Genomic DNA, 24,466 nt, shown 5'->3' with positions numbered 1-24,466 from the left:
CCTGAACGTCTTAGAAAGTTGCGGTGGATTCTGCGGCCACACTGTCAGCCTGTCAAACGTTCGCCGCTTGCCGGAACTCGGTTGGACTGCGATGACACGCAATCGCTCAGGCGCCACAAGCGACCGCCTGAACTTGCAGAGTTGCCTTCAATCATCGCGGGAACTCTGAAAGCCTTGGCTATTGAGGGCATGGCCCCGCCCCCGACCACGCTACACGCACGCTGACCATTTGGCCGTCCGAGCATGCCCAATGCGGACTCGCGGGCAATATCTCGCACGAAAGAATTATGTTGCGGCCCACCGAAGCGGCCGCAGCCCACTTAGCCGCGCTTGATTGCTGCCCTTGCATGATTGCTGCCCATACATCGCCCATAGGCGACTTCAGCGAGCGCCGTGCTGGTCACTCATATCACGTAAGCGCTTCAGATCGAAAAGCGGGATGCCATACAGAAAGCTCGGCGTTCGGACGTCCTTCTTACGATCCGGCTTCGAGTGTTCGTGATCTGGGAAGAACGGCAACTCAGGGTGGTCTGGGGCCGAATCCGCCCGATAGGCCGCCTTCGTGTCGCCTGGCTTGAAAAGCATGTAGGCATAGTCCATCAGCGAGTTCACTCGCAGGAGCCAGTGCCACCCAGAGGGCAGCTCCACCTTGAGGAGCCACCCGCGGCTGCGCTTTTCTGCCGAGCCGACAGTGCCTCCAAGCTCGTCGGCCACGATTTGATGAACGGTGGGGATCATCACGTCGGGGATCGACTCGCTGCGAATCAATGTGGGCAGATCGAACGACAGGGAGAACATCTTTTCCAGGAAAGTCAGTACGCTCGGCTCAGAGCGCGCTGTTTCCAGATGGTCTGCACACACCGGGAGCTGGATGAGCGTTGCGTCGGCGGCCGCGAAACCTAAGGTCGTGCTCGCATGCGCGACTGCCGGGTCGGCACACACAACGCACCCTCGCCCGCTTGTCACGATGAACGAATGCTCGACAGCCGTGTTCTTGAACCGGCCTTCCGCGAGCTGAGACGCTTTCTGGGTTGAACGGCTCGTCCAATGGTGCCAAGCGTCGAAAACGGCCCGAGCCGCGGGCGTGTCTAACTGGGCGTACAGCGCCTTCTCGGTGGCCAACATCACCCAGTCGCGCCCCCACTGCTGGGCGCGCGCTGCGTGGTTCACGTTGAACCGATACGTGCGGATACAACCGCAGTGATCTGTCGCTCCATAAACTGCCACCCCCTCGTTCTCACCGCGGATCCAGTAGCGCTCGGTCGCGGCATCGACTAGCCGCAGCCAAGTGAGCGGGTCGCGCGTCGAACATTCAATCACGAAGGCAAGGCGCTTCGCAACAAAGTCGAAATTCTTGAAGGCCAGCGATGCGACACACAAATCGATCGTCGACGCGGTCTGATCGGCTCCGGAGAGCTCTTCGACCATCGAGTCAACGTTGAACAGGCGCCATTTAGTCTGATATTGCATCCAAAGCACCATATCACCGAAGGTCGCAGTACGCAGACTGAACTCTGATCATTGCGATCCCGCAGATTGGACAACTGCCAAGTCTGTGCACGCGCCGAAGCTGCCGTTTGCGGACTTCCGATCCTGGCCGCCAGTTGTCATCGGGGGAGAACGGCAACTCCCAAAGCGGACAGCCCAGTCGCCTCAACGCCCAACTACTGACCAACGCCACGGCTAGCTCGGCAAGTTGCAGAGTGTAAGCCGCATAGCAAGATCACTGGGACAGCGGAGCCCTGCGTCGGCAGGGTCCGGATCAGTTGCACGACTACGCTAGCCATCTACGTTCGGGACGAAGATCCGTGTCGTGGATGCGAATGGTTGCCAAGCTGGGACTCGGGACTCCAACTGGCCGTTCTCCAGTAGCCGATGGTGCGCCGCGCCAGGGAGCATAGCAGGGTCAAGTCGGTGCTTCGCACTTGGATTATGGAACACGTCGGCCCCTTCCATCCAAGTCTCCGAGTATCCGGGGGCATTGACGTCGTGCACGAAGTGCAGCGGTTCTGCGGCATTCGGGTCGAGGCTCACCGCAGTGCCCTCTCGGACCAGGCGTACTCGCTTCGAACCGAAGCCGGCGAGGACGCCCATCCGATTAAACTTCGAGATAGTCGCGCTCGCGTTCGCAATGATCGCGCTCACGTTCTCGGCGCCGGGAAGATTGAAGAAGCCCGACTGGACATTCTTCGTGCCCCACCGGTGGACATCTACCTTCAGCGGAGCGATGACCAGCTTGCCGTTTGCGTCGTGGTGCCAACCCCATGTCATCCCGTACAGATAAATGGGCAGTGCAGACCGGCTCACCAGCATTGACATCGGTGCATGGAAATCCTGGATTGCAAACAGTAAGGGGTGTCCTTGCACGCTCGGCTTCTCCCAGTACTTCTTTGCCAGTTTTGCGGTCAGTGGGCCGGCAAAGCGGATGGGCATGTACTCTTGCTCAAACTGCTTGACCTGCTCTTCCGTATCTAATGGCGGCGGAGGTACCAGTTGACCCTGGGCGTCGCGGCTCGGGTTGACGGTTGTGGCTTCAACGCAAATCTCGCCGAAAGCGTTGCGTGCTTGAAAGTCGGGGATGGCCACCGACCGGTCGAGCACGTATCCCGCCTCCACCAGCATGGCAAATATATAGAGCTCCCAAAGTCGCGTGTCAAAGCCAGTGGTCTGAAATTGCTCGACGAAATTTCCGTCCGCGTCCTCGTACCAACGCATCATGGGCTTCATCAGATCGACCGCCGGGGAGTACCCCTCCAGCGCAGTGATGGTGGCGAAGTCGCGATTCAGCTTTTCCTTCGGAACCACGGGCATGAAGAAATCAACGGGTCGGCCCTTTTCGTCACCCTGAGTCCGTTGTTTGTCGAGATCGGCATAGACGCGCTCGACCACCTCTGGCGCCGTTGCAAGAGCTTGATCAACGGTGTCGAAGAAGGGTGTCATCTCGACCCACCGATAGCGCTCCTTCAGGTCTCTCGCGAGCACCATGGCTGCGTAGTCACCGTCGGCAACGTCCCGGATGATCACGATCAGCATTGCTTCGCCATGCGCTTCAAGCCACCGGATTTCTTCAGCCGCGATGAGGGCGCCGGGCTGCCGGCAGTACGCCGCCAGAGCCTCGAAGCGTGCTTTTGAAATGTCGTTCATTGAGTCGCGTCTTTGGAACGTTGAAGGGCGATAGGAGGGTTCAGTGTGCCAGCTAGTCGCTTAGTGATCCACCAGATTCGTCGCTGCAATGGCCGTGGTGCCGGGGCGCCGCCTGGTGCCGCACGACGCCGTTCCGGTGTAGCTAGTCTAGTAGCCGAGTTGTTTTGCCAGAGCGGCGTGTCGGAAGGGATTAGAAGCGCGCCCCCGACCAATAGCCAGCGCCAGAGCGGTGCGCGGTCTTCGCGCACGATGCCGCGATGGACGAGATCCCGAAGAAGCATTGGCTCGATTGACTCAGAAGGCAGACGCAAGGCCTCGTCCCTCGAATGCCTGCGCGGCGCGAGTTCGGCTTGAAACAGGTCGTCGGCGGTCTTTTCCAGCGGCGGACAGCGCCTCCCTTCCGAATCGACAGCCAATGGAACGACCGCGGAGGTCCTGTGCCCCTTGTCGTTCGTCGCGATCACGTGCCAGAGCGATAGGCTCGGTTATCCTGGTGCTGTTTTGTCATGCTCTTGCCTCTTGGCGTCCATCCTGGCCTGCGGTCAGGGCATCGGCTTGCGCCACAATGCGTGCGTATTCGGAACTCATGGCGTTAGCTGCCGCTCCTTCCTAGCGGGCCAGTCCGGAGTCTGGCTTACTCTCCCATATCGATAAGCCGAGCCGAACTCGGGTCATAGACCATGCGGGTAATCGATCCATCCAAGATGTGCTGGACGGCTTCGTCAATCACATGAAGTGGCACAAGAAACCACTCTTTAGGCTTAACCGGATAGCCGAAGCGATCTTCGATGGTCACGTCAAGTTGCGAGGCGCCGAATAAGCGATGGAAGATATTCTCCAAGCGGGTTCGGTTCAGGTTGTGGAGCTTGTAGGTGGCCACCACCTCCACATCAGCCAGCAAGTAAGTGGCATCCTTCGCCGCCGCCGCGATGCGTGTTTCCACTTTGCCGCCCGTCACGCCGATCTTGTGAATCAGCTCGCGGTGTTCGGCAACAACTGGATGGCTGGACAGGCTGCGTAGCACATAGATGGTGCCTGATTCGATGTCGTCCGACTCGGCTATACCACCGAACAACGGGCCGATATCTGCCTTGATGATCCGAGATCCGGCACGCCCATCACTGTCCTTATAGAGCGCCCGCTGCAAGGATCGTAGCAGCAGATCGCTCTCCGTCTCATTGGAGTAAATGACGCGCAAACGGCCATTAGTCTCCGCATTCGGCGTTCTGTAGGTGTCGCCCATCTCGGCGACATAGGCAAGCAGACCACTCAGGATGAAGAAATCCCCGACCTCGATGCTGGCGTCCTTACCGAAGGGCTTGGTCACCCACGACTTTTGCTTAAGGCCCGCTTCCACCTCATCAAAAAGTGGCTTGAATCTCTCAAAGTCTTCACATGGATTCCGGCCGGCAATTTCTTCCGCTGCCTTTATTGCCGCCCGGGAGCGCACATGACGCAGCACGGTGATGTCGCTCTCGTCGTCAGGCCCATCGCCAATACCCAGCTCGGCCAGCAAAGCGTCTTCGTCCAGTTCATCTGCATCAACCGGAGCCGCCGAGCCAGACAGCAGACCAGGTCCATCAAGCGCACCCAGCAGCGCCTGTGCTTCAGGCAACCTGCGTAGCTGATCTAAGCGCACCGCATACAGCCGCTCGAAAATATCCCGTTCCTCGCCATGCTGCGGGGTTCGGCCGTGGGTCTGATGGAAGCGCAAGATGTCCTCGAAGCCCGCGATGATGCGTTCCTCGCGTGGGGTTCGACTAGAAGACTTCAGCGGGGCGGCTTCAACACCGAGGGCATCCAGCAGCTCATCATCGTTCATATCAGCCATTGCCGGCCTCTCCCTGTGCCTGCGCCGCTTTGGCCTGAGCACGATAGCGCGCAAGTGCCGCGACGCCTTCGGCCATGCGCTTCTCCCATGCATCGGCGGAATTGATGTCGGGCAAGCGGCCGCGCTCATTCTTGAACTGCAAGGCTCGCCGTGCCAGTTCCCGCGCCTCCTCTTCAGAGATGCTCACCTTCTTGGCAGCAATGCTTGCCTGCACCTGGCGCAGCGATTTCTCATCCATTGCTTTCGCCAGCACCGCATAGGCAGCATCGAAGGGATTGATGCGATCAATCAGGTCGATGTCCAGATCACGCACATTGACGAATTTGCGCACGCCATCCAGCAACGCCGTATTGCCTTGGGCGGTGCCGCTGCCGCCGGCATCAGCCTGGGCCAACGCCAACTTAGCTTGCTGGGTAATGTTCATCGCAGCAACGGCATGTTGCCGGATCGCTTCCTGATCGGCGTCGCTCAGGTCTGGATACCGCTCCCGCACGATCTTGCCCATACGCAACTGGGTCAGCTCTTCGGGCAGTGTGTTTTCCGTGTCAAACAGGCCACGCTCAAGCACGGTCTTGTCCTGCAAGAAACTGGTAACGACCTCGTTCAAGTCCTCCTTACAGATACGTGTCGCCTCCGCGCTCTGCGGTGTGACCAGTCCGTTGACCTCCATGTGAATCTGGCCAGTGTCCTTGTTGACGCCGATGTTGTGGCCGTTCTCCTTGTAGCCTTCCTCGCCGTAGTCGAAGCCTTCCTTGGGGCCAGTATTCTTGGGCGTGAACTCATAGCGTGGGGCCAAAACCTGCTCCATCAGCAAGCTGGCAGAAATCGCCTTGAGCATGTCGTTCACCGCCTCGGCCACAGCGGTCTGCTCGGCGGTGGGTTCGGCAATCAGGTTGGTAAATCGCGCCCGCTCCTTGCCCTCAGCATCGCGGGTAGCGCGGCCGATGATCTGCACGATCTCGGTCAGGCTGCTGCGGTAGCCGATGGTCAGTGCGTGTTCGCACCAAATCCAGTCAAAACCTTCCTTCGCCATGCCCAGCGCAATGATGATGTCTACGTGCTCACGGTTTTCCTTCTGCACGGGGTCTTTCAGCGCCGTCAGCACGCGAGATCGTCTTGCCGTATCGCTGTCATCGACAAGATCAGCGACTTTAAGAGTGCGGCCATCCTTTGCCTTGATCAGGTGGAAGCCCGTGACGGGATCGACTCCCTGCCAATCCCCCAGCGCGCCCATGATTTCATTGACCTCACGCTCTTTGTCCTTGAGGCTTTCGCGCGCATTGACATTGGGAATATGCACGATAGTCTTCAGTGCCGGGTCCAGCACTTTGGCGACCGCATCCACGTAAGGGCCCGTATAGAAGAAGTAACCAATGTCCAGCGATTTGAGCCAGCGATAACCGTTGAGCTGCTCGTAGTAGGTGTAGGTGATGGTCTCGAATTTGGCTTCATCCGCAGGGGCCAACACGGCTTCGCTATCGCCCCGGAAGTAAGAGCCTGTCATGGCCACCAGATGCACCTTGTCGCGCGCCATGAGGGCACCTAACTGGCTGCCTAGCTTGTTGTCCGGATTGCTGGAGACATGGTGAAATTCGTCGATGGCGATGAGGCGGCCGTCGAACGCGTCAATGCCGAGCTCCTCTACCGCGAAACGGAAGGTGGCATGGGTGCAAACCAATACCTTGTCGGCGCTCTGCAGGAACTTGCGCACGGCTTCCACCTTGGATTTGGCCACGCGTGGCTCATCCACGCCAGGGGCGTTGCACAGGTTCCACTGCGGAGCCACCTGCCAGTCCCAATAGAAGCCGTACTGGCTCAATGGTTCATCGGAAAAGCTGCCGCCGATGGAGCGTTCCGGCACCACGATGATGGCCTGCTGTAAGCCCTGGTTGTGGAGCTTGTCCAATGCAATAAACATCAGCGCTCTGGACTTCCCAGAGGCCGGTGGTGATTTGATCAACAGGAACGGCTCACCGCGCTTGGCGTAAGCACGCTCCTGCATCGCACGCATGCCCAGCACGTTCGCCTTACTGGATGCGCCGGAGCGCTCCGTGGTGATCGACACCGACGGTACGGTATAGGCATTGGTCGGGTTGCTGGCTTGCTCGCTCATGCTTTCTTTACCCTTTTCATTTTCGCTGCGGGCTTGGTCTTGGCCGCTGCCGTCGTCATCTTGGTATAGAGGTCGAACAGTTTTTCCAACCGCTCGGTGTCGTTCTTGAACCGGCGACCGATGTAGATACGCTCCAGCACTTCGTCGTTGCGCTCGTGGGCATAGCGAAGGTTCTCCGGCATCGTTTCCGGGTCGTAGAGGTCAGCGATGGTGGCCGGGAAATGCGCTTCTCGGGCCAACAGAATGTCCTCGGCGCAAGCTGTCAGATCGGCTTTGTTCTGCTCGGTGAGCAGCGGCACGGGGAAGGTGTTCCAGCCGAGGGTGTTGGAGTAACGGAAGTCGGTTTTCATCTTGCCGCAAACAGTGCCAATCCAAACCAGATGCAGGCGGGATGCGATGAGGGCCATGTTCCAGAGTGGGGCGTCGTAGAGGGCGAAGGCGAGGTTGCTAACGATAGACCCGCGCGGCAGTAATCCTACGGGTAGAAAAGTGCGCGATTCGGATGAGACGCTGGGGACGATGAGAGCAGTTTCATTGCCGGTCTGCCTGACTTCACCAAAGCGATGGGGCTGGCCCGCCAAAGCGTTTGTGGTCTCTCGCCCAGATGCGGCCCGCTGACGACGCACTCCGTCAAAACGCTGAGCCAACCAATCGTTGTCAGTCGCTAGCGCGAGATCATCGTCGCGAACCCAGATGCAGCGGCGTTCTTTGCCGCGAATGAATTCTTCAGAGCCCAGAAAGGGGCGAATGAAGTTTGCGTTAACGCCATGCACGCGGATTGCCGTTTCGGCCTCCTGCACATTGAGAAGCAGATGCCCGCCATCATTGGGCATGCTGCCAAAACTCATGGCGCTCAGTTTCCCCAAGGGCTCTGGCTGAGCCTCAACCACTACATTCGCACCCGGCGTCAGGTAAGCGTTGATGTGCGACGTTTCCCGAACTACGACCGAACCATCGTCGGCCACACTGAAAATTCTGCGCAGGGCAGCAGGCCGCGAGGAGATGCCCACAACGGCAACCGTGACGCCAGCATTGTGGCTGGCCAAGTTGGCCCACTTGAACGAGGTGTGCGCAAAGCTGATTTCGTGGCCAGTGCCATGAATGAGCGGCCACAGCGTCGCAACTTGCCGCCCCTGACAAATCGAATTGGTCGAAACAAATGCAGTCGCGGCATCGTTCACAGTGCCGTAATCGGCGGCTTTCATGAACCAGCCGGATACATAGTCCAGCGATTTCCAGTTCTTGGTATGTTTGGAAAAAACGGCTTGCAAGTCCGCTTTTTGGTCATCGGTTTGCCCCTGACTGCCCTTGTACGGCGGATTCCCACAGAGATACGTCTCACCACCTTCGTTCTCGAAGTCTATTTCCACATGATTAAATGGTGCGCCGAATAAATCGTCGGCGAGTAATCTGACGTCTGTGCCCGTTGGTGGACAGATACTCAACCAATCCAACCGCAGCGCATTACCGCACACGATCCAGTTCTGCGCATCCAGCGGTAAAAACTCCGCCAGCGCATCCTTCTGGCCGCGATACAGCACGTCGCATTGGAACTCGGCAATGATCAGCGCGAGGCGAGCGATCTCGGCAGGGAAGTCGCGCAGCTCGATGCCACGAAAGTTGGTCAGCGGAATTTCGCTGCCCAGATGCGATTCGCCCCGGCGGCGGTTGATTTCCGCCTCGATCTCGCGCATTTTTTTGTAGGCAATGACCAGGAAGTTGCCGGAGCCGCAGGCCGGGTCGAACACGCGAATGCGGGCCAAGCGCTTTCGCAGATTGAGCAGCTTGACTTTGTTATCGCCAGCGGCATCAAGCTGCGCGCGCAACTCGTCCAAAAAGAGCGGGTTCAGCACCTTCAGGATGTTGGGCACGCTGGTGTAGTGCATGCCCAATGAGCCGCGCTCTTCGTCGTCGGCCACGGCCTGGATCATGCTGCCAAAGATGTCCGGGTTGATCTGTTGCCAGTTCAGATTGCCGGCATGCAGCAGGTAGGTGCGCGCCATGCGCGTAAAGCGCGGCACTTCGGTACTGCCAGAAAACAGACCGCCGTTGACATACGGGAACTGATCCGCCCAAGGGCGAAAACCCTCGGCCGCTCGGTCAGCGATCTTTGTATTCATTGCCCGGAAGATGGCTTCCAGAATCTCATGAGTGTTCGAGCCGTCACGATCACTGAACTGATCCACGGTTCGAGTGAACAGCACCTCGCCGTTAAAGATATCGGTGTCTTCGGCAAAGAAGCAGAAAATCAACCGCGCCATGAAATGATTCATGTCGGCGCGGCGTTCGTCCTTCGCCCAGTCTGGGTTCTCGCGCAACAGTTCGACGTAGAGCTTGTTCAGCCGCCCGGTGGCTCGCACGTCAATAGGGTTGTCCTTGATCTCCTTGATGGTGGAGATGCCGGCAAGCGGCAACAGGAAACCAAAATGGTTCGGGAAGTCCGGGAAGGCGCCGGCGATCGTTTCACCGCTGCCGAGTTCTTCGGCTTCCAGCGTTTGTCCATCTGTGGCAAGAATGAACTTCGCCTTGGCCTTTACCGTTGCGGGACTGGCACGCAACGCTTGGAGTGTTTTACCCACTGCGCCGGCTTCGCACACGGCAATGTGGATGCTGTTGCGCAGCAACACGCCACCATGCACATCCGAGGTGTTGTTGTTGCCGGCGCGCAACCGCTTGAGGGCAGTGTCCTTATTGCCGAACGCTCCCAGAAAGGCGAAGGGGAACTCTGCCGCATCGAATGGCTGCAGGGCCAAATCCGATATAGCCGCTTCAATTTCTACTGCATTCATGGGGCATCTTGTCTATATGACTTCTTCCCGCTCGCGTCCGACAGATGCTCGGCAACTGTCACGGCATTGCGGGGAGCCACTTTGTAAATGGTTGTCCGTGAGACTTTGAAACGCTCAGCAATCTGACTGATTGGGATCGTCGGGTCAGACATGAGCCGATTGATTTCCCTAATTTGTCGGGCATCCAGCTTGGGCTTCCGGCCTCCCGCTCGTCCTCGCGCACGTGCTGCGACCAAGCCCGCCTGCGTGCGTTCTCGAATCAGATCGCGCTCGAACTCGGCCAGCGCAGCGAAGACATGAAACACCAGCTTTCCGGCCGCACTTGCCGTCTCGATCTTTTCGGCGATGCTCTCAAAGCCGATCCCATTTTCTTCCAGCTCTGTAACGATACGCACCAGATCAGGTAAGCTGCGGCCAAGCCGATCCAGCCGCCACACCACCAAGGTGTCACCCGCACGTAATGCCCTCAGGCAGTGGTCCAGCTCAGGGCGGCCAGCGGCCTTACCGCTCGCCATCTCTTCATAAATCGACTGAACCCCTGACAGGTGCAGTGCGTCGCGCTGCAAGTCCAGATTCTGGTCATCCGGCGAAACTCGGGCGTAACCGATCCGTTGATTCATTGACAGTTTCCGGACGATGAAAAATTGACGGGAATTTTAACATTTTGGTAACCCTTCGGACAGCCCCTACGTGGCGGTTTTTGGCGTCCATAAAACCACCGCTTTCTGGACGCGCTGAGATCTCGATTGGGGGGCCCTGTGTGTTTCGTCAAGCGTTTGGGGGCGGATATCGGCTGGTAGAGGGTGCCGTCGCGCAGCATGGCAAACAGCACATCACAGCGTCTTCTGGCGAGAGCGATGAGCGCCCGATTGTGGCGTTTTCCTTGCTGGACCTTGCGAGCGTAATAGCCCCTTGAGACCGGATCTCGCAATGCGGCAAAGGCTGAGAGTAAGAGCGCTCTCTTGAGCACCTTGCTGCCTCGCCTGGACGGATGGTCGCCGCGGATAGATGAGCCTGAGCGACAGCTTGGCCTTGAGCGCGGTGGCTGAGGCTTCGGCGGCGGCGGCGCTGTCCAGGTCCAGCTCGATGCCGTCGGCAATGGCACGCAGGGCGTCGCTGTCCACGATGCGGGCCAGGCGGCCGATCACGGCTTCGGCCAGCTGGTACTGGCGGGCCAGCTCGGTCAGGGCGTCGCCGGCGACTTCGCTGCCGTCGGGGTTGACCAGGGCGGCCTTTTCCATGGCCAGGCGCAGCAGGTAGGCGTTGAGCTCGTTGTCGTCCTTGATGTAGCGCTCTTCCTTGCCGTGCTTGATCTTGTACAGCGGCGGTTGGGCGATATACACGTGGCCGCGCTCGATGATGTCGGGCATCTGGCGGTAGAAGAACGTGAGCAGCAGCGTGCGGATGTGGGAGCCGTCCACGTCCGCGATGATGAGGTGGTGGCGCAGCTTCGCCAGGTTGTAGTCGTCCTTGCCGATGCGGAGCTCAGCGCCGCTCGCTCGAGCCCCCTAAGGTGGACGGCCAAATCACGCTCTAGCGGATGAGCGCATTCATCACTCACCCAACACGACAGGCCGACTCGATGACGCCCCAAGAAGTTCTAGCAGGCGCCCCATACAACAGCCCTTGGCTTGTAGCGCATTCCTCGATCTTGGACGGAGAGAAGCCGCGAAGCCACTGAATTTGGTCTAGCCAGCGGAGTTGTACACACCAATACTCTCCACGCGGTTCCGGGTAGTCCATTGCAACCATGCCGGCCAACGATATTACTTCTGCATCGGACACGATCCGAGCGAGGGCAATCTGCTGCGTGGAAGGACAGTAGAGAAGTAGAAGTTGGCTGTGTAGTAGATCTGCGCTAGCCTGGACTCCACCACTTCTGCCTTCCGCTCGAACATTGTAGGCCTTACGTTGTTCGATCCAGCGCCAATGCTCGCGGCTCTTCACGAACCCTAAAAGCACACTGGTTTCGGGCGGCGGCGTGTCGAGCAAGCCAGCAGATTGGCCGGACAACGGTTCACCATACGCCTCCTCGAGCCAATATCGCCCCCGCTCATGCATGGTCAGACGGGTTGCTACGTGATCGAACACTTCGCTGATGAACCGCCGCAATGCCGGCGCACCATTAGCGCTACCAATATCAGTAGGCCGAAGCACAAAAGCACCGAGCCCAGGCAGGAGCTCATGGTATTCGAGATACTGATTGCTTTCTTCCTCGCCGTCGCCGCCCGGATAGAGCACGTAGGCCCCTGCGGTCCGTCGGATGGCATCGCGGTAAGCATGCATCTTGAGGAGGTCTGCACGCAAAGCCCCCCCGCGCATCAGACTGACTGGCCTCTGTTGCACGCCGGCATCCTCTTCCACGTCATCACCGGCGCCAAAGATTTCTTTGAGAAACTCGACCCGATACTTGGCGTCGAAATGAAGAACGATCGGCTCAAAGGCGGCCGACTCGCCTTCCGCCGGGCCAATCAACAGAGAGTAATCGGGGCGCATTGGCCTTGTCCACGAAGCTACACGTCCCGAGCCGGCGCGATAGGTCCGGTTAAAGCAGAGCTCCACCACCATGCGCCGTCCAAAACGCTCTACCTCTCCCTTGAGAACGGTTTCAACGCCCGACTGAATCCCAACAGTAAGACCGTCTTTACGCGACTGCACCAATGGCGCCATGTCAAATGTCTGTCCGACCAAATCGGCAACGACCTGCGCTAACTGGATGAATGCCCAATATTCATAAAGTGTGGCGACATCCCGCAACCCGGCGCCATATTCCTGAGACGAATCATGCCAGGATAGGCGGGCTGCAAACTCGAGCTCAACATAGGCCTTAAAGATGTCCCTGTAACCCTCGCACTTCTGCAGGACCTGATCATCAGCGGGAAATCGCACCATCTTACCCACCTCGGCAAACAGATCGTGGTGCAGGATCTCCTCCAGCTGAGTCATAACAGCGGCGATCTCCCGGCGGCCCCGAGTAGTTGCTGGTGTTGGCTGCCCCTTTGCGAGGCCAAGATCGATATCACCAAGAATCTGAGACCAATGTTCAAGGGCAAACTTCACGAAGCGATTGGGTGTTGTGTCATGCGTCGCTTCGGTTCGCCGGCGCTCAAGCCGTGAAGGCACGGAGGGAATGGTGCCGCCCGGCCATGCGGATCGCTGCCCGCCTTTGGTGAGCTGACGTAGAACGTGAGAGTCTGCGCGTATTCCACTGCCAGGCCGAACAATATCGCTGGCCACTTCCCAAGCAGTGTGTGGCCGACGAAGAACCTCTCGAATAGCCCCTTGAAAGCTCTCACTTTCAAACAAGGCTCGCAAGAACGTGAAGCGCTGATAGAGCGTCACCGCGTCGCGCGTATCATCCTGCTCGAATCGAGCGTCGCTGACCGCGAAGCGGTCCATCACAAGCTCAGTCATTCGCTCAGCGATGTCGCGAAGCATCCAACGATACTCAGAGAGGTAAGTGAGCTTTCGGGAACGTACCTCGATCTCCTGCTGCCCCAGCACGACAGGACCCTCGCGGAGCACGACGCGAACGGTACCGGTCGATAGTCCAGGTCGGAGACGACCTGACAGCCCTTCGACAGTGTCAGGCTGAAAGATCTCCTCAGGGTCTGCGGTGATGCTACCTATCCCCGGCGCAAGTCTCTCCCATGCGTATCGGTACTCCATTCCCTCCAGCAGTTCCATGGACCCGCCAGCCTCATCGCCGTCCCGGAAACCGGCTGAAGCCCAGAGCGTCGCAGGCGACGAGCTACCTCTGTGAGGCAACACCGCTACATGCAGTACTGCGACAGTCGCGCCAGACGGCGCAAGCAATGGAATCGATGCTTCGGTTACGGTACGCACGACTTACTCTGTGAAGCTAGCAAATTGGTTTGCACGTAGGCTGCGAAGCATGCGAAGAATTTTTGCGTACGAAGTTGGTAGCTCAGCGCCTTGCGCCGGTATCTCTTCAACACCTGCGGTTTGCAGCTTATCGTCACTCGTGATCGACGTGGGCAGATCGCGACAGTACTGGGCGAGAGCCAGTAGCGGGAGTTCGAGCCGTCGCCGCGATCCGTGCAATCTTGGCAAAACCTTCTGCATAACGATCCGATCCAGGACTGCGTCCAGACCAGTGATACCGGCTTCCTCTGCCAGCGATGCAAACCGAATCGCTTCATAGAACACTCGATGACCGAACTCGAGGTTATAGCGACTTAGCAGTTCGTGGAGCTGCTTCAGGCGTGGAGTAAGCTCATCAATCGAACCGCTTTGGTGAGTCAAATGCCAATCATCGTCGCGCGCGATGGTCAGCAAGCCTCTCACCAGCTCGGCATCGCCCGGAGCGCACGGCGTAGGCTTCCGAGCCTCAATCGATAGGTCGCTCGCCTGCACGCGAAACTCAAAGGTGTTGGCACGATCCAGTACCTTTGGCGAGAACATGTAGGTAGTCTCGTCAACGTTGACCGTCCCAACTATCCACAGATTGCGCGGGATTGGCACCCTCGCGTCTTCACCGATACGCACGCGCCAGCATCCATCCGTACCTCGTTGAAGATTGGGCAGGCAAGGTTTGCCAGACTCCATACCCGACAGTACGTCAGCGAAGTAGCGCTCTACGTGCGCGAGATTCATTTCGTCTAGCAGCAACACGTACGGATGCTGCTGGTCTGCAACTGCCTTCAAGATGAATTCGAGGGGAGCGGGAACCGCCCAGGCTGGGCGTCCATCGAGCTCCCGCTTTAGTGCATCTTCATAGCCAAACAAGGTCTCGGCGCCTGTCCAGTCAGGACGCACCGCCGCAACGTGGAGCCGATCGTCACCTAACCACTCACCAAATCGGATGGCAATTTGCGTCTTGCCAGAACCGGATAGCCCAGTCAGGATAACTAGCGGCTTTGTGACGATACTTGAGACGAAGGCGGAGACAAGCGTGTCATGCTGATCGCCGAACTTGACGCCGGAGGCTTGTAACGCTTCGCCGAACGCGAGCACCGCTTCCCGTAGATTGGCCCTTACTGGCAGAAGCACGTCCGGCTCCACGGGGTCAGTCGTCTCCGTCGGCATATCGGCACTCCCGCCTGACAATACCCCAGCATAGACATCGATCAGATCATCCAGCTCCTGCTGCAGTTCAGGAATTGGTAGTGGCTGAGAGATGTCATATGCAGCGCGGACGAAAGAGGCACCATATCGATCGGGGCTGTGGCCGTAACGATCCTTGAACCACTCTCTCACTGTTTGCGCTCCGTCTAGGTCGCCCCAGCTCAGCCGGGCCGAACCCTCTTCGCTCACGCCATAGCAAAGCAATAGTTGCCGCTTATCCCGGAACAGCAGCAGCACCGGGTAAACGCCCTCGGACACGGTTTGCCCGTCGCCAAGGAACGCAATCCATGGGATTCGTGCAAAGTTTCCCTTTCCAAAACTCACACGTACTTTCAGTCCCTGGTACTCACGGAGGTAACCTTGCGCGCTCAGCGCCTTACCAGACTCGGCTTGCTCTAGGAAGCGCTGCATCAGCTCTGCGATGCCGCTCTCGGCCTCATCCTTGGGCCTAATTTCGAAGCCAAGGCGACGCAACAGGCGGAAGGCCGACGACTCCTCACCACCGGAGAAATTGGCGCGGTCCAGCGGCTCCCCGGTTGCATGCTTTACTGCAAGCGATAGCACCAATTTCGGTGGGTACCGATTACCATCATCTACAAGATCGTAGCCCGTTGATTCAGCATCCTGAGGCACACCGTCTTGCTGGATTTCCGCGATGGCTTGGCGAACATGCTCTGCCATCACGCTCTCCGTGGCTGCCGCAAAGGTCTCACTCCTCCACTCGCCCTTGAGTGGCGGCACGTAGTAGTCCAGCTGAGTGGTGCCCCGTTCGCCTTCGAGACGCTTGCGTATCGATTGCAGCTCACGATCCAGCTGCTCAGCATCCATTCGATTCACTTCTCGGCGATCCAGCTTTGAGTAGTGTCGAACGATGGTCTTGCGATCGTTCTGGCCGAAGATGCGTTCGAAGTCGTCCGGGAAGAGAAGGAAGAGCAGCATGTGGCGGAGCTGCCTCGCTTCCCAATCGGGCACCTCCTTGAGCCATTCGTCGAACTTCCGACCGTCTTCCATCAGCCGCAGCTGCTCGCCGGTGTCTAGCTCACGGAAGCGACGCATGAAGTTGATGAGGAATACGAGTTCGCGCCACTGATTCTGGTTGAATCCAGGACCGGCACTTCCGACCCCAGCGAGGGCGTCATCATCTAGCCAGCGGGAATTCGTTGGGGCCTCTTCACTCGACCATGCCCATACGGTCTGCACGGTCTTCCGTTTGTGTGCGGGAGTCAGGCTGCTTGGGCAGAGATACATAACCCACATCATCTCTGCCACGAGCTGCTTGGCGGCGCCGTCTGTCGGCGCAAGTTGTTGCTCTAGCTTCTGTAGGAACTTGCCATCGCCGACGTCTGGTCGCCGTACGAAATACTCGTCGAGAACATCGAGCAGAGGCGATGTCCAGAGCTTATCGCTGGTAAGAACCGAGCCGCCACCGAGCAGCGCGGAGTCGCGCCAATGGGCGGCGGCCTCTAGGATTGGCTTTGAATCGTCGTCGCCACAGTACCGGCTCATTCCACGTCGCTCCTCGAAATATATACTAAGTAAATTCCTAGCTGAAATGGCTGCATATCAGCAATCTTTGTGCTGAAGAAACAGGGCCGTTTCGACAAGATCGTACCTTTTATGCTTACGTGGCGATACCCTGAGCATGAGGTACACATCAGAAACTTGTGATAGCGAATCATCGGTCTCCAGGCGGACGTTCCTGCGCTCGGCACCATGTATCGGTTTGGCCCTCTACGATTGAGCAGCCTTCTTGCCGTCGTCAGCGAAATCAAGAGCAAGGCACTCCCTCTTCGCCAATCTAGCCGACATTGCATTGGCATTCACGCCACACGATACATAAGCCAAGCACATAAATGCGATAGTTGCAAGAAATCCAGAAATGAATGGGAGCATTACTCTCTGCAGCTGCACGTTTGTGCGCACATACTCCGACGCTCGCCCGTCGACGAGAAGATCGCATATCGCGTCCACCTCGAAGCCTTTGAATTTAGTCACAAGCGTGATAGCGGCGCGGTCTTCCTTGCACTGTTTCGTGCCAAATGAGGCATCTGACCAAAGCATCACTGCATTGTCTTTCGACAGCAGAAAGGTAAGACCACTATCCTTTGTGCGCAAGATTGCAGACGATTGAATTGCCCCAACAGCAACTAGCGACGCGACCACAAAGAAGGTAATAGAGATTGTGAAAAGAGACCCTAGCGTCCATATTCCTGGCAACTTGGCAGGCTCCTTCAACCCAGGTCGCTCAATATCGAAGTACTCTCCACATGCTTTCACTGCATCAATGTTCTCGTTATGGGCACTCGTCCAATTGATCAGCTTGTGGGCTTGTGCGAGCGTCCTGGCAGGTACTCCAGTCGTGAATCTAAACTGCATTAGATTTGTCTGTCCGCTCAAGAAGGTAGCAATAGCCTGATCTGCATTTTTTGAATTTCTGTCAAACCGAGCCCACAGCCTTGTCATTAGACTATGAGTTGATCTCGTCCGCCGCCAAACCAACCACGCCACTAGGATGGAACCGAGCAATACCGACGAGATTCCTAGTGCTGTACCCAGGCTTGCCAGTCCCTTAACCCCTTCAAATATTTCCAACTCACTCTCCTCTAAGCGAGATCATCTGCATTTTCTCCACAGATGTAGTTGAGATACAGAAGCATCACTTTACGATGCATTGACAAAAAAAGGCCAACCTCAATACGAGGTTGGCCTTTTTTTAATTAGAGATTTTTAGCGACGCCGTTCAAACATCAATATTCCGTGCCACCAACGCATTAGACTCAATGAAGTTGCGCCGAGGCTCAACCTCATCCCCCATCAGCGTAGTAAAAATCTGATCAGCCGCAATAGCATCCTCAATCTGCACCTTCAGCAGTCGGCGCTGGGTAACGTCCAAAGTAGTCTCAAAAAGCTGCTCAGGATTCATCTCCCCCAGCCCCTTGTACCGCTGACGGGAAACCCCACGCTCCGCCTCGGACAACAACCACTGCATGGCAGCATGGAAGTCATTCACCGTCTGGTCGCGCATCTTTTCGCCCTCGCCACGGCGCACCTTGGTGCCTTCCGCAATCAGGCCCTGGAAGGTCTTGGCGGCCAGCGACAGTGCGGCGTAATCCGCGCCGTGGACAAAGTCCGCGTCCAGGTGAGACAGGCGCACGTTGCCATGATGCCGGCGGGCAATCATCAGGCGGTGCTTGTCCGTCTTTTCATCAAACTGCGCGTAGACATCTGCGGTGCCGTCGTCATTCACGGCGGCGCCCAGCAGGGTCTTGGCGTGCATTTCCGACAGCTTGGCCTTGAGCGCGGTGGCTGAGGCTTCGGCGGCGGCGGCGCTGTCCAGGTCCAGCTCGATGCCGTCGGCAATGGCACGCAGGGCGTCGCTGTCCACGATGCGGGCCAGGCGGCCGATCACGGCTTCGGCCAGCTGGTACTGGCGGGCCAGCTCGGTCAGGGCGTCGCCGGCGACTTCGCTGCCGTCGGGGTTGACCAGGGCGGCCTTTTCCATGGCCAGGCGCAGCAGGTAGGCGTTGAGCTCGTTGTCGTCCTTGATGTAGCGCTCTTCCTTGCCGTGCTTGATCTTGTACAGCGGCGGTTGGGCGATATACACGTGGCCGCGCTCGATGATGTCGGGCATCTGGCGGTAGAAGAACGTGAGCAGCAGCGTGCGGATGTGGGAGCCGTCCACGTCCGCGTCGGTCATGATGATGATGCGGTGGTAGCGCAGCTTGTCGAGGTTGTAGTCGTCCTTGCCGATGCCGGTGCCAAGCGCCGTGATCAGCGTGAGCACTTCCTGGCTGGAGAGCATCTTGTCGAAGCGGGCGCGTTCCACGTTGAGGATCTTGCCCTTGAGGGGCAGGATGGCCTGGAACTTTCGGTCGCGGCCTTGCTTGGCGGAGCCGCCTGCGGAGTCACCCTCCACCAGGAAGAGTTCGGACTGGGCGGGGTCTTTCTCCTGGCAGTCGGCGAGCTTGCCGGGCAGGCCCATGCCGTCGAGCACGCCTTTGCGGCGGGTCATTTCGCGGGCCTTGCGGGCGGCTTCGCGGGCGCGGGCGGCGTCGACGATCTTGCCGCAGATGATCTTGGCGTCTACCGGGGTTTCCAGCAGGAAGTCGCCGAGTGCCTTGGCGACGAGTTCTTCCACGGGCAGGCGCACTTCGGAGGAGACGAGCTTGTCCTTGGTCTGCGAGCTGAACTTGGGCTCGGGCACCTTGACGGAGAGCACGCAGGCGAGGCCTTCGCGCATGTCGTCGCCGGTGGTTTCGACCTTGGCCTTTTTGGCGATCTCGTTTTCTTCGATGTACTTGTTCATCACGCGCGTCATGGCGGCGCGCAACCCGGTCAGGTGGGTGCCGCCGTCACGCTGCGGGATGTTGTTGGTGAAGCAGAGTACTTGTTCGTTGTAGCCGTCGTTCCACTGCATGGACACTTCTACGGCGATACCGTCTTTTTCGGTGTTGGCGTAGAAGATGTTGGGGTGCAGGGTGCTCTTGCCTTTGTTGATGTATTCAACGAAGCCTTTGACGCCGCCGGAGAAGGCGAAGTCTTCTTCCTTGCCGGTGCGCTGGTCGGCCAGGCGGATGTGCACGCCGTTGTTCAGGAACGAGAGCTCGCGGATGCGCTTGGCGAGGATCTCGTAGTGGAACTCGACGTTGGTGAAGATTTCTTCGTCGGCGAGGAAGTGGACTTCGGTGCCGCGCTTGTCGGTGGGGCCGAGGATCTTCATCGGCGAGACTTCCACCGGCTGGCCGTCGGGGCCGGTCACGGTTTCCACCAGGCGGTTTTGCACGGCGCCTTGGGCGAACTCGAGCAGGTGGGCCTGGCCGTCGCGGCGCACGGTCAGGCGCAGCCACTTGGAGAGGGCGTTGACGCAGGACACGCCCACGCCGTGCAGGCCGCCGGAGACCTTGTAGCTGTTCTGGTTGAACTTGCCGCCGGCGTGCAGCTCGGTCATGGCGATTTCGGCCGCGCTGCGCTTGGGTTCGTGCTTGTCGTCGAACTTGACGAGCGGGGGAATGCCGCGGCCGTTGTCGGTGATGGAGATCGAGTTGTCGCTGTGGATGGTGACGGTGATTTCCGTGCACCAGCCGGCCAGGGCTTCGTCGATGGAGTTGTCCAGCACTTCAAATACGAGGTGGTGCAGGCCGGTGCCGTCGGACGTGTCGCCGATGTACATGCCCGGACGCTTGCGCACCGCCTCCAGGCCTTCCAGGATCTGGATCGAGCCTGCGCCGTAGCTGTCTTGCTGTTGCGGTTGCGATTGCGGTTGTTGCTCTTCGGTCATGTTCTCTTACTCACGGCGAATGCGGCGATCTCTCGTCACGCCCGGATGGGCGCGCCCGGATCGGGCCGCATAGCGGGTTACATAAAAACGGCAAAAGGGGCGGATCTCGACGATCCGGCCCCTGGTGCGGCGGGTCTTGCGCGGCGCCCTTGGGGCTGCTGCGCAAGCCGTGGTGTGCCGTTAGATGCTCCGGTTTTGCGTATCTTGTGGTCCTTGTTACCGGCTCATCAAATGCGCATCGGCATGACGACGTACTTGAAGTTGTCGTCTTCCGGCACGGTGATCAGCGCGCTCGAATTGGAGTCGCCGAGGCTGACCTGGACTTGCTCGCTCTTGAGGTTGGCGAGCACGTCCAGCAAATAGGTGACGTTGAACCCGATGTCGAGCGCGTCGCCCGAGTAGTCGAGTTCGAGCTCTTCCTGCGCTTCTTCCTGGTCCGCGTTGGTGGAGCTGATCTTGAGTACGTGCGTATCCAGGATGCAGCGCACGCCCTTGAACTTGTCGGTGGTCAGGATGGCGGTGCGTTGCAGGGCTTGCTGCAGCTTGACGCGGTCGATGGCGAAGGCGTTCTTGTAGCCCTTGGGGATCACGCGCTGGAAGTCCGGGAACTTGCCTTCGACCAGCTTGGAGATCAGCTCGATATTGGCGAAGGTGAACTTGACCTGGTTGGCGGCCAGCTGCACTTGCACGGGATCGTCGTTGTCTTCCAGCAGGCGCTGCAGCTCGAGGATGGTCTTGCGCGGGATGATCACTTCCTGGCGCGACGGTGCGCCTTCGCCGCTGGTGGCTTCGCCGTCCAGTTCCACGCCGCAGTAGGCCAGGCGGTGGCCGTCGGTGGCGACTGCCATGACCTTCTTGCCGTCCACCACCAGCAGCATGCCGTTGAGGTAGTAGCGGATGTCTTGCTGGGCCATGGCGAAGTGAACCATGGCGAGCAGGTGCTTGAAGGTCTTTTGCGGCAGGCTGACGGAGGCGCCGAACTCGCTGGCTTCGGCTACCGTGGGGAATTCTTCGGCGGCCAGGGTCTGCAGCGCGAAGCGGCTCTTGCCGGACTGCACGGTCATGCGCTTGTCGTTGAGCGACAGGGCGACTTCGCCGTCGGGCATGGCGCGCAGGATGTCGAGCAGCTTGCGGGCGGCCACGGTGGTGGCCACGGTGTCGCTGCCGACGCCGCATTCGGCGTGCGTGGTGATCTGGATCTCGATGTCGGTCGAGAGGAAGGATACGTTGGACCCGGACTTGCGAATCAGCAGGTTGGCCAGGATCGGGAGTGTGTGGCGGCGCTCCACGATGCCGCTCACGATTTGCAGCGGACGCAGCAGATTGTCTCGCGAGGTTTTGACCAATTGCATTGAATTTATCCTTCGTCGTTTGTAGTAAGCGACCGCGGGTGCGTAGGGTGCGTATTGTCTGGCGCTAACTTGCTGCGAAGTTTCCGAAAACGCTCCGAAAACGCTTCCAAAACGCTTTGGAATCAACAAGTTAATTCGCCATTGTACCAAGGATAAGCCGCTGCGGTGAAGCGGGAGAAGCGCGATCGGAGGGTGAAATTGTGCGCAAAGCGACACAAATTCAGACTTCTTCGGTGGCTGGCGACTGTTGTCGCTGGCCGCCCCCTCCGCCCGCTCGTCCCGACTCACCGCAAAGCCTTAGCCCAGGCCGTTTTCATGGCAATGTTCCGCAATGCCCCGGTGTTGCTTTCCGATTGATTCATGCGCCGGATCCTGCCCGGCGCGTACCCTACAGTATGCCAGCCCCGCGTGACGGGGCTGGCAAATGCTGCTTCACTGCTGTTTCATTGCTGTTTCACTGCGATGCCACGCTCGCGCTCAGCCCTTGAGCGTCTGTTCCAGCACGTGCAGCTCGTGGTTGAGCTGCGCGTCCTTGCTGCGTTCGTCGGCGATCTTGCGCACCGCGTGCAGCACGGTGGTGTGATCGCGCCCGCCGAACAGCTCGCCGATTTCCGGCAGGCTTTTCTGCGTGAGTTCCTTGGCCAGGTACATGGCAATCTGGCGGGGCCGCGCGATATTGGCGGGCCGCTTCTTGCTGTACATGTCCGCGACCTTGATGTTGTAGAAATCCGCGCAGGTCTTCTGGATGTTCTCGACAGAGATCTGGCGGTTCTGCACCGTCAGCAGGTCCTTCAGTGCTTCACGGGTGACATCGATGGTGATGTCCTTGCCGTGGAAGTTGGAGAAGGCGAGGATCTTGCGCAGCGCGCCTTCGAGCTCGCGCACGTTGGAGCGCAAATGCTTGGCGACGAAGAAGGCGACTTCCTCGGGCACGCTCACGTTCTCGGCGGCGGCTTTCTTCATCAGGATGGCGACGCGCATCTCCAGCTCGGGCGGCTCGATGGCGACCGTGAGGCCGGAGTCGAAGCGCGAGATCAGGCGATCGTCGATGCCGCTGATTTCCTTGGGGTAGGTATCGCTGGTGATGATCACCTGCGCCCGGTTGGCGATCAGGGCCTCGAAGGCGTAGAAGAACTCTTCCTGCGTGCGGTTCTTGCCGGAGAAGAATTGAATATCGTCGATCAGCAGCAGGTCGAGCGAGTGGTAGTAGCGCTTGAACTCGTCGAACGCCTTGCGCTGGTAGGCCTTGACCACGTCGGAGACGTATTGCTCGGCGTGGATGTAGCGGATGCGCGCGCGCGGGTTCTCCAGCAGCATGAAGTTGCCGATGGCGTGGATCAAGTGGGTCTTGCCCAGGCCTACGCCGCCATACAGGTAGAGCGGGTTGTAGGACTTGCCGGGGTTGTTGGCCACCTGGATGGCGGCGGCGCGCGCGAGCTGGTTGGCCTTACCGGTGACGAAGTTGTCGAAGGTGAGGATGTGGTTCAGGCGCGAGCGCTCGTGCACCGAGTCGTTCTGCTGCTGGCCGCCATGCTGATTGCCGGGGTGGCCTTGGTGACTTTGTTGGCCCGGGTGGCTTTGTTGGCCCGGATGCCCTTGATGCCCTGGATGGCCGCCCTGGTTACCGGGGTGGCCGCCCTGCATGGGCTGCTGCGACGGCTGCACGCGGTAGGAGCGGGCGCTGGCTTCGGCCGGGTCGAGCTGCGGCACGTCGATATCGACGATCTCGCCACCCATGCCGCCCATGTTGCCTTGGTTGGCGCTGCCGGGATAGTTGCCGCCATTGCTGCCATTGGCGCCATTGCCAGGGTAGGGCGCTTGCCCGCCGCGCTGGCCGCCGGCCTGGTTCATAGGGCCGTAGCCCTGGCCGCCCTGGCCCGGCTGCATGCCGGGCTGGCCAAAGTTCTGCGACAGCGGCTGGCCGGACGGATAGCCGGGGCCGGCGTGCTGCGCAGCCATGCCGGGCAGGCCGGGCTGACCGGCCTGCTGCGGATAGCCGGCGGCAGCCCGGCCCGAGGCGGCGGGGTCCAGGACGAAGTGAACGCTGACGTTGGCTTCCCAGTATTCGCAGGCGAGCGCGGTGATGCGGCCGGAAAACTGGCTTTTTACCCAGTCGAGCTTGAAGCGGTTGGGCGCGGCGATGCGCAGCGCATGCGCTTGCTCGTCGAAGCCCACGGGCGCCAACGGCTTGATCCAGGTCTTGAACTGTTGCGGCGTCAGTTCGCGCTCGAGTTGCGCGGCTGCTGCCTGCCAGAAATCTTGCATTGTTTTGTTGTTCGGTGTTCGCCACGGTGCATGGACAGCCCGGCCGAATGGACGACAGGCAAGGATCGGTGTGAGGCATCCTTGCCGTGAGTCCATGCAACCTGAACGCGATCGCCAAGCGATCCGCAAATGACCCCGCAGCCCGGGCCCCATGGTGATCGACGCGACAAGCGGGAGCCGCTGACGAGCGAGGCGGCGAAATCGCCGCTTGCCCGTTGCGCGTCCGTTGTCCGGCATGCCAGGGGTGTTGCCCGGGTTGCGCTTGCGCCACGCAGCCCGTGTGGTGTTTGGACCCGGATTGTACCCCCCACCCCAAGTTATCCACAAAGGATAAGTCTGTGGATAAGTTGTGAAAAAGCAGTGGATTGTTGTGCACAACCCTAGTTCTGGCGCGGGTTTCCGGGTAGCCAAAACATGGGAAAACCCAGTCGAAACAGTGACTTCGCTCACCTTGGGCAACCCCGGGTGGCACCCCCGAAGAAAAAAAACTTACCCACTGGCGATTGTGGACAATGAAATACAACGGCCTGTTGCATGTTTTTGAGGCAGGGGTGCTTCACAAGGCTCTAAACCATCTGCAGTCTTGACACGCCGCGCGAAACTCAG

12 protein-coding genes and 2 pseudogenes are annotated in these 24,466 nt (G+C 59.1%); all 14 read right to left on the bottom strand.

The window, feature by feature from the left end:
* Nucleotides 1-381 precede the first annotated feature (381 nt).
* Nucleotides 382-1,470: a hypothetical protein gene (locus RR42_RS00065; RefSeq protein ID WP_043351072.1), complete on the bottom strand. Its 1,089-nt coding sequence runs from the start codon at nucleotides 1,468-1,470 to the stop codon at nucleotides 382-384.
* A 309-nt stretch (nucleotides 1,471-1,779) separates the two neighbouring features.
* A complete protein-coding gene (locus tag RR42_RS00060; protein ID WP_043342618.1) occupies nucleotides 1,780-3,144 on the bottom strand; it encodes a hypothetical protein in 1,365 nt (454 codons plus the stop codon).
* Nucleotides 3,145-3,778: 634 nt separating this feature from the next.
* Nucleotides 3,779-4,975: a GIY-YIG nuclease family protein gene (locus RR42_RS00055; RefSeq protein WP_043342615.1), complete on the bottom strand. Its 1,197-nt coding sequence runs from the start codon at nucleotides 4,973-4,975 to the stop codon at nucleotides 3,779-3,781.
* Complete coding sequence (locus RR42_RS00050; RefSeq protein ID WP_043342612.1) at nucleotides 4,968-7,088, bottom strand: DEAD/DEAH box helicase; 2,121 nt, start codon at nucleotides 7,086-7,088, stop codon at nucleotides 4,968-4,970. Before RR42_RS00050 ends, RR42_RS00055 begins: the two co-directional genes overlap by 8 nt.
* Complete coding sequence (locus RR42_RS00045; RefSeq protein ID WP_043342607.1) at nucleotides 7,085-9,877, bottom strand: class I SAM-dependent DNA methyltransferase; 2,793 nt, start codon at nucleotides 9,875-9,877, stop codon at nucleotides 7,085-7,087. Before RR42_RS00045 ends, RR42_RS00050 begins: the two co-directional genes overlap by 4 nt.
* Nucleotides 9,874-10,497 (bottom strand): recombinase family protein, encoded by a 624-nt coding sequence (locus RR42_RS00040; RefSeq protein ID WP_043342605.1) that lies wholly within the window; start codon nucleotides 10,495-10,497, stop codon nucleotides 9,874-9,876. The genes RR42_RS00045 and RR42_RS00040 overlap by 4 nt, the downstream gene beginning before the upstream one ends.
* 170 nt (nucleotides 10,498-10,667) lie before the next feature.
* Nucleotides 10,668-10,898: pseudogene (locus tag RR42_RS38160) on the bottom strand (IS110 family transposase); the annotation flags it as partial.
* Nucleotides 10,897-11,355, bottom strand: a pseudogene (gene gyrB / locus RR42_RS39395) (DNA gyrase subunit B); the annotation flags it as partial. The pseudogenes gyrB (RR42_RS39395) and RR42_RS38160, both read right to left, overlap by 2 nt.
* A gap of 79 nt (nucleotides 11,356-11,434) precedes the next feature.
* The gene (locus RR42_RS00030) at nucleotides 11,435-13,564 is read right to left on the bottom strand and encodes a DUF2357 domain-containing protein (RefSeq protein ID WP_082054763.1); all 2,130 of its coding nucleotides are present in this window, start codon (nucleotides 13,562-13,564) and stop codon (nucleotides 11,435-11,437) included.
* Between the two features lie 162 nt (nucleotides 13,565-13,726).
* Nucleotides 13,727-16,471: an McrB family protein gene (locus tag RR42_RS00025; protein ID WP_043342598.1), complete on the bottom strand. Its 2,745-nt coding sequence runs from the start codon at nucleotides 16,469-16,471 to the stop codon at nucleotides 13,727-13,729.
* Between the two features lie 225 nt (nucleotides 16,472-16,696).
* The gene (locus RR42_RS00020) at nucleotides 16,697-17,557 is read right to left on the bottom strand and encodes a DUF6216 family protein (RefSeq protein WP_144409712.1); all 861 of its coding nucleotides are present in this window, start codon (nucleotides 17,555-17,557) and stop codon (nucleotides 16,697-16,699) included.
* A 148-nt stretch (nucleotides 17,558-17,705) separates the two neighbouring features.
* Nucleotides 17,706-20,243, bottom strand: a complete 2,538-nt coding sequence (gene gyrB / locus RR42_RS00015; protein ID WP_043342592.1) for a DNA topoisomerase (ATP-hydrolyzing) subunit B — start codon at nucleotides 20,241-20,243, stop codon at nucleotides 17,706-17,708.
* A gap of 227 nt (nucleotides 20,244-20,470) precedes the next feature.
* The gene (gene dnaN, locus RR42_RS00010; RefSeq protein WP_043342590.1) at nucleotides 20,471-21,595 is read right to left on the bottom strand and encodes a DNA polymerase III subunit beta; all 1,125 of its coding nucleotides are present in this window, start codon (nucleotides 21,593-21,595) and stop codon (nucleotides 20,471-20,473) included.
* 477 nt (nucleotides 21,596-22,072) lie between these two features.
* Nucleotides 22,073-23,860 carry a chromosomal replication initiator protein DnaA gene (dnaA, locus tag RR42_RS00005; RefSeq protein ID WP_043342586.1) on the bottom strand — a complete coding sequence of 596 codons (1,788 nt, stop codon included), beginning with the start codon at nucleotides 23,858-23,860 and terminating at the stop codon, nucleotides 22,073-22,075.
* Between the last annotated feature and the right edge of the window lie 606 nt (nucleotides 23,861-24,466).

Source organism: Cupriavidus basilensis, from assembly GCF_000832305.1.
Taxonomy (GTDB): Bacteria; Pseudomonadota; Gammaproteobacteria; order Burkholderiales; family Burkholderiaceae; genus Cupriavidus; species Cupriavidus basilensis_F.
Note: the sequence above shows the minus strand (reverse complement) of the source record. Positions and strands in the feature narration are given on the sequence as shown.

Bases quoted from the DNA above. Each gene is read 5' to 3' on its own strand.
- RR42_RS00065 (WP_043351072.1), bottom strand. From the start codon at position 1,470: ATGCAATATCAGACTAAATGGCGCCTGTTCAACGTTGACTCGATGGTC.
- RR42_RS00060 (WP_043342618.1), bottom strand. From the start codon at position 3,144: ATGAACGACATTTCAAAAGCACGCTTCGAGGCTCTGGCGGCGTACTGC.
- RR42_RS00055 (WP_043342615.1), bottom strand. From the start codon at position 4,975: ATGGCTGATATGAACGATGATGAGCTGCTGGATGCCCTCGGTGTTGAA.
- RR42_RS00050 (WP_043342612.1), bottom strand. From the start codon at position 7,088: ATGAGCGAGCAAGCCAGCAACCCGACCAATGCCTATACCGTACCGTCG.
- RR42_RS00045 (WP_043342607.1), bottom strand. From the start codon at position 9,877: ATGAATGCAGTAGAAATTGAAGCGGCTATATCGGATTTGGCCCTGCAG.
- RR42_RS00040 (WP_043342605.1), bottom strand. From the start codon at position 10,497: ATGAATCAACGGATCGGTTACGCCCGAGTTTCGCCGGATGACCAGAAT.
- RR42_RS00030 (WP_082054763.1), bottom strand. From the start codon at position 13,564: ATGGAACTGCTGGAGGGAATGGAGTACCGATACGCATGGGAGAGACTT.
- RR42_RS00025 (WP_043342598.1), bottom strand. From the start codon at position 16,471: ATGAGCCGGTACTGTGGCGACGACGATTCAAAGCCAATCCTAGAGGCC.
- gyrB (WP_043342592.1), bottom strand. From the start codon at position 20,243: ATGACCGAAGAGCAACAACCGCAATCGCAACCGCAACAGCAAGACAGC.
- dnaN (WP_043342590.1), bottom strand. From the start codon at position 21,595: ATGCAATTGGTCAAAACCTCGCGAGACAATCTGCTGCGTCCGCTGCAA.
- dnaA (WP_043342586.1), bottom strand. From the start codon at position 23,860: ATGCAAGATTTCTGGCAGGCAGCAGCCGCGCAACTCGAGCGCGAACTG.